The sequence below is a fragment of the Cupriavidus sp. 8B genome, from assembly GCF_054589115.1.
Map to the genome: position 1 here is coordinate 24,993 of NZ_BAAILO010000607.1, position 3,686 is coordinate 28,678.

Consider the following 3,686-nt stretch of genomic DNA (forward strand, 5'->3'; position numbering starts at 1 on the left):
TAAGGTTTGGCGGCAAGGTCGCCACGCCGCCAGACAGGCCGGCACATAGACGGCCCGACCCGGCCACGCCGGGATCCAGAACAGGAGACCTGCCGCTATGAGCAGCACGCTTGCCAGCCACGCCGCCACGCCGGACGCCGATCCGGAGCGCCGCATCCTGATTGCCCGCGCGCATGCGCGCTCGACCAGTTTCGGCCTCGAAGCCACCCATGCGGCGGACTATCAATCGCTGGGCATGCGCGCGCTGCACGAACTGGTCGACGCCAACCAGTTGCTGTACAAGCACGCGCTGCCGGTCATGGAAACCTTGCACGCGCAGATCGCCAATACCGAGAGCATGGTGCTGCTGACCGACAGCGGCGGCGTGATCCTGCACAGCCTGGGCGACGGCGATTTTGCCGACCGGGCCAGGCGCGTGGCATTGGCGCCGGGCGTATCGTGGGCGGAGTCGAGCAAGGGCACCAACGCCATCGGCACCGCGCTGGCCGAGGCCCGGCCGACGGTGATCCATGCCGACGAGCATTTCCTGCGCGCCAACCGTACGCTGACCTGTTCCTGCGTGCCGATCTCCGGGCCGTTTGGCCAGGTGCTGGGCGCACTCGATGTGAGCGGCGATCACCGCGGCTTCCACAAGCACACCATGGCGCTGGTGCGCATGTCGGCGCAGATGATCGAGAATCATCTGTTTGCCACGCATTTCACCGATGCCGCGCTGGTGCGCTTTCACGCGCGGCCGGAGTTCGTCGGTACGTTGTTCGAAGGCATGGCGGCATTCGCGGCCGATGGCACCTTCCTGGCGGCCAACCGCAGCGGGCTGTTCCAGCTCGGCCTGTCGCCCGATACGCTGGACCGCCAGAACTTTGCCGCCTTGTTCGGCATGCCGCTGGGCGCCGCGCTCAAGCAGGGCTTTGATGCGTCTGGCCAGTTGTTGACGCTGACCCTGCCAAGCCGTGTGCTCGTGTTCGCGCGGATGTCGCTGCTCGCGCCGCCGCGCCGCGCGCAGGCGGCGCGTGCATCGACATCGGCAACCGCCACGGCGCTGGCCGCCCTCGATACCGGGGACGCCCGCATGGCCGCCGTGCTGCAGCGGGTCGACAAGGTGCGCGGCCGCGATATTCCCATCCTGGTGCTGGGCCGCACCGGTACCGGCAAGGAATGGCTGGCGCGCGCCATCCATCGCGACTCGCCACGCAGCGCCGCGCCGTTCGTCGCCGTGAATTGCGCGTCGATCCCGGAGTCCCTGATCGAGGCGGAGCTGTTCGGCTACGAGGACGGCGCCTTCACCGGCGCGCGCCGGCGCGGCAGCCCGGGCAAGCTGGTGCAGGCGCACGGCGGTACCTTGTTCCTTGACGAGATTGGCGACATGCCGCTGGCGCAGCAAGTGCGGCTGATGCGCGTGCTGCAGGAGCGCGCCGTGACCCCGCTGGGGGGCGCCCACGCGATTCCCGTGGACCTGCGCATCATCTGCGCCACCCACCGCGACCTGCGCGCGATGATCGCGGCCGGCACCTTCCGCGAGGATCTGTACTACCGCATCAATGCGCTATCGGTGACGCTGCCCGTGCTGCGCGAGCGCACCGACCTGCCGGTGCTGGTGGAGCGCATCTTGGCGCAGCAACTCGCGCAGGCCGAGCATGGCGAGCACGGCGATGGGCATCCAACCCGCGTTGCGGCGGATGTGCTGGCGCATTTCCAGCGCCATCCCTGGCCGGGCAACCTGCGCCAGATGGTCAACGTGCTGCGCACGGCGGCCATCATGGCCGAAGGCGAAGACGAGATCCGCGTGGAGCATTTGCCCGAGGATTTCGCGCAGGAGTTGATGCTCGCGGAGAATGGCGACGCCGAGCCAGACTTCATGCCCATGACACCCATGACACCCATGACGCCCGCCAGTACCCCCGAGCGCCTGCGCGATCGGGAAGCCGCCATGATCCACCAGGCGCTGGCGCGCCACGGCGGCAATGTCAGCCTGGCCGCGCGCGAGCTGGGGCTGTCGCGGAACACGATTTACCGGCGGCTGAAACGCGGCGCTTGAGAGCCGGGCGCGCTGAGGTTTGCGGCGCCGCGTGTTCGCTCCCTCTCCCACAAAGTGGGAGAGGGAGCGACAGCCGTCGTCATTCCCGATGGTTTTGGCGCATCCTGCCAGCTTTGCCCAGCGCTTCAGAGCGCGGGTTCCCGCTCCAACCTCCGCGCTTCCTCATCGCTGAACAACTCCGATCGCGTCAAAAACCGCATCCCGGTGGGCCCCTCCAGCGAAAACATCCCACCCGACCCGGCCACCACATCAATCACCAGCCGCGTGTGCTGCCAGTACTCGAACTGCGCGCGTGTCATGTAGAACTTCGCGCCGCCGATTTCGCCGAGGCAGACATCGGCCTCGCCAACGATCAGCTCGCCGTCCGGGTAGCACATCGGCGCGCTGCCGTCGCAGCAGCCGCCCGACTGATGGAACATCAATGCGCCGTGCTGCGCGCGCAGGCGCTCGATCAACGCCAGCGCGGCAGGCGTGGCGACGACGCGCTGCACGGCGTCAGGTGACTGGGTGTCGGGCATCGGGCGGCTCCTTGCCTTCGGATGGCAACTTCGGACGGCTACTTCGGATAGCTAATGTCAGGCGGCAAAATCCATGACGACGCGGCCTTCGATATCGCCTGCGCGCATGCGCGTGAAGATCTCGTTGATCTTCTCCAGCGGCGCGGTGGACACGGTCGCTTTGACGGCCCCGTGTGCGGCAAAGTCCAGTGACTCCTGCAAGTCGCTGCGCGTGCCGACGATGGAGCCGCGGATGGTGATGCCCTTGAGCACTACGTCGAAGATCGGCGTGGGGAAGTCGCCCGGGGGCAAGCCATTGAGCGCCACCGTGCCGCCACGCCGGACCATGCCGATAGCCTGGCCGAATGCCTTGGGCGAGACTGCCGTCACCAGCGCGCCGTGCGCACCGCCGATTTCCTTCTGGAGGAATGCCACGGGATCCGTAGTCAGTGCATTGACCGTAACCTCGGCACCGAGCTTGCGCGCGAGCTCCAGCTTCTTGTCGTCGATATCCACCGCCGCCACGCGCAACCCCATGGCGCGCGCATACTGCACCGCCACATGGCCAAGCCCGCCGATGCCGGAGATCACCACCCATTGGCCGGGCCGCGTATCGGTGACTTTCAGGCCCTTGTAGACGGTCACGCCCGCACAAAGAATCGGCGCGATTTCCACAAAACCCACGCTGTCGGGCAACAGGCCAACGTAGTTGGGATCGGCCACCACATATTCGCCATAGCCGCCGTTGACCGAGTAGCCGGTGTTCTGTTGCTTCTCGCACAGGGTCTCCCAGCCTTGCAGGCAGTGCTCGCAGTAGCCGCAGGCGCTGTACAGCCAGGGCACGCCGACGCGATCGCCTTCCTTCACGCGGGACACGCCCGCGCCCACCGCCGAGACATAGCCCACCCCTTCGTGGCCGGGAATAAAGGGCAGGGTAGGCTTGACCGGCCAGTCGCCTTCGGCGGCATGGAGGTCGGTGTGGCATACGCCGGAGGCTTCAATCTTGACCTGGATCTGCCCGCGCCCGGGTTGCGGCACGGGCACTTCGTCGATCGTGAGCGGGGCGCCGAATTCGCGCACCACGGCGGCTTTCATCATCGCTGTCATCTCGACTCCTGATGCTGTTGGCAAGGACGCCCGCGCTGCCGGCCGGG

General features: G+C 67.3%; 3 protein-coding genes. 1 reads left to right on the forward strand and 2 read right to left on the reverse strand.

Annotated features, from left to right (window positions below; all coding sequences use genetic code 11):
* Positions 1–97: 97 nt before the first annotated feature.
* Positions 98–2,035: a sigma-54-dependent Fis family transcriptional regulator gene (locus ACYP5B_RS50300; RefSeq protein WP_400092886.1), complete on the forward strand. Its 1,938-nt coding sequence runs from the start codon at positions 98–100 to the stop codon at positions 2,033–2,035.
* Positions 2,036–2,160: 125 nt separating this feature from the next.
* Here the strand turns inward: ACYP5B_RS50300 and ACYP5B_RS50305 are convergent, their stop codons facing one another.
* A complete protein-coding gene (locus tag ACYP5B_RS50305; RefSeq protein ID WP_459574945.1) occupies positions 2,161–2,553 on the reverse strand; it encodes a DUF779 domain-containing protein in 393 nt (130 codons plus the stop codon).
* Positions 2,554–2,610: 57 nt separating this feature from the next.
* Positions 2,611–3,639: an alcohol dehydrogenase AdhP gene (gene adhP, locus ACYP5B_RS50310; RefSeq protein WP_400092882.1), complete on the reverse strand. Its 1,029-nt coding sequence runs from the start codon at positions 3,637–3,639 to the stop codon at positions 2,611–2,613.
* Positions 3,640–3,686: the final 47 nt, after the last annotated feature.

Bases quoted from the DNA above. Each gene is read 5' to 3' on its own strand.
- ACYP5B_RS50300 (WP_400092886.1), top strand. From the start codon at position 98: ATGAGCAGCACGCTTGCCAGCCACGCCGCCACGCCGGACGCCGATCCG.
- adhP (WP_400092882.1), bottom strand. From the start codon at position 3,639: ATGACAGCGATGATGAAAGCCGCCGTGGTGCGCGAATTCGGCGCCCCG.
- ACYP5B_RS50305 (WP_459574945.1), bottom strand. From the start codon at position 2,553: ATGCCCGACACCCAGTCACCTGACGCCGTGCAGCGCGTCGTCGCCACG.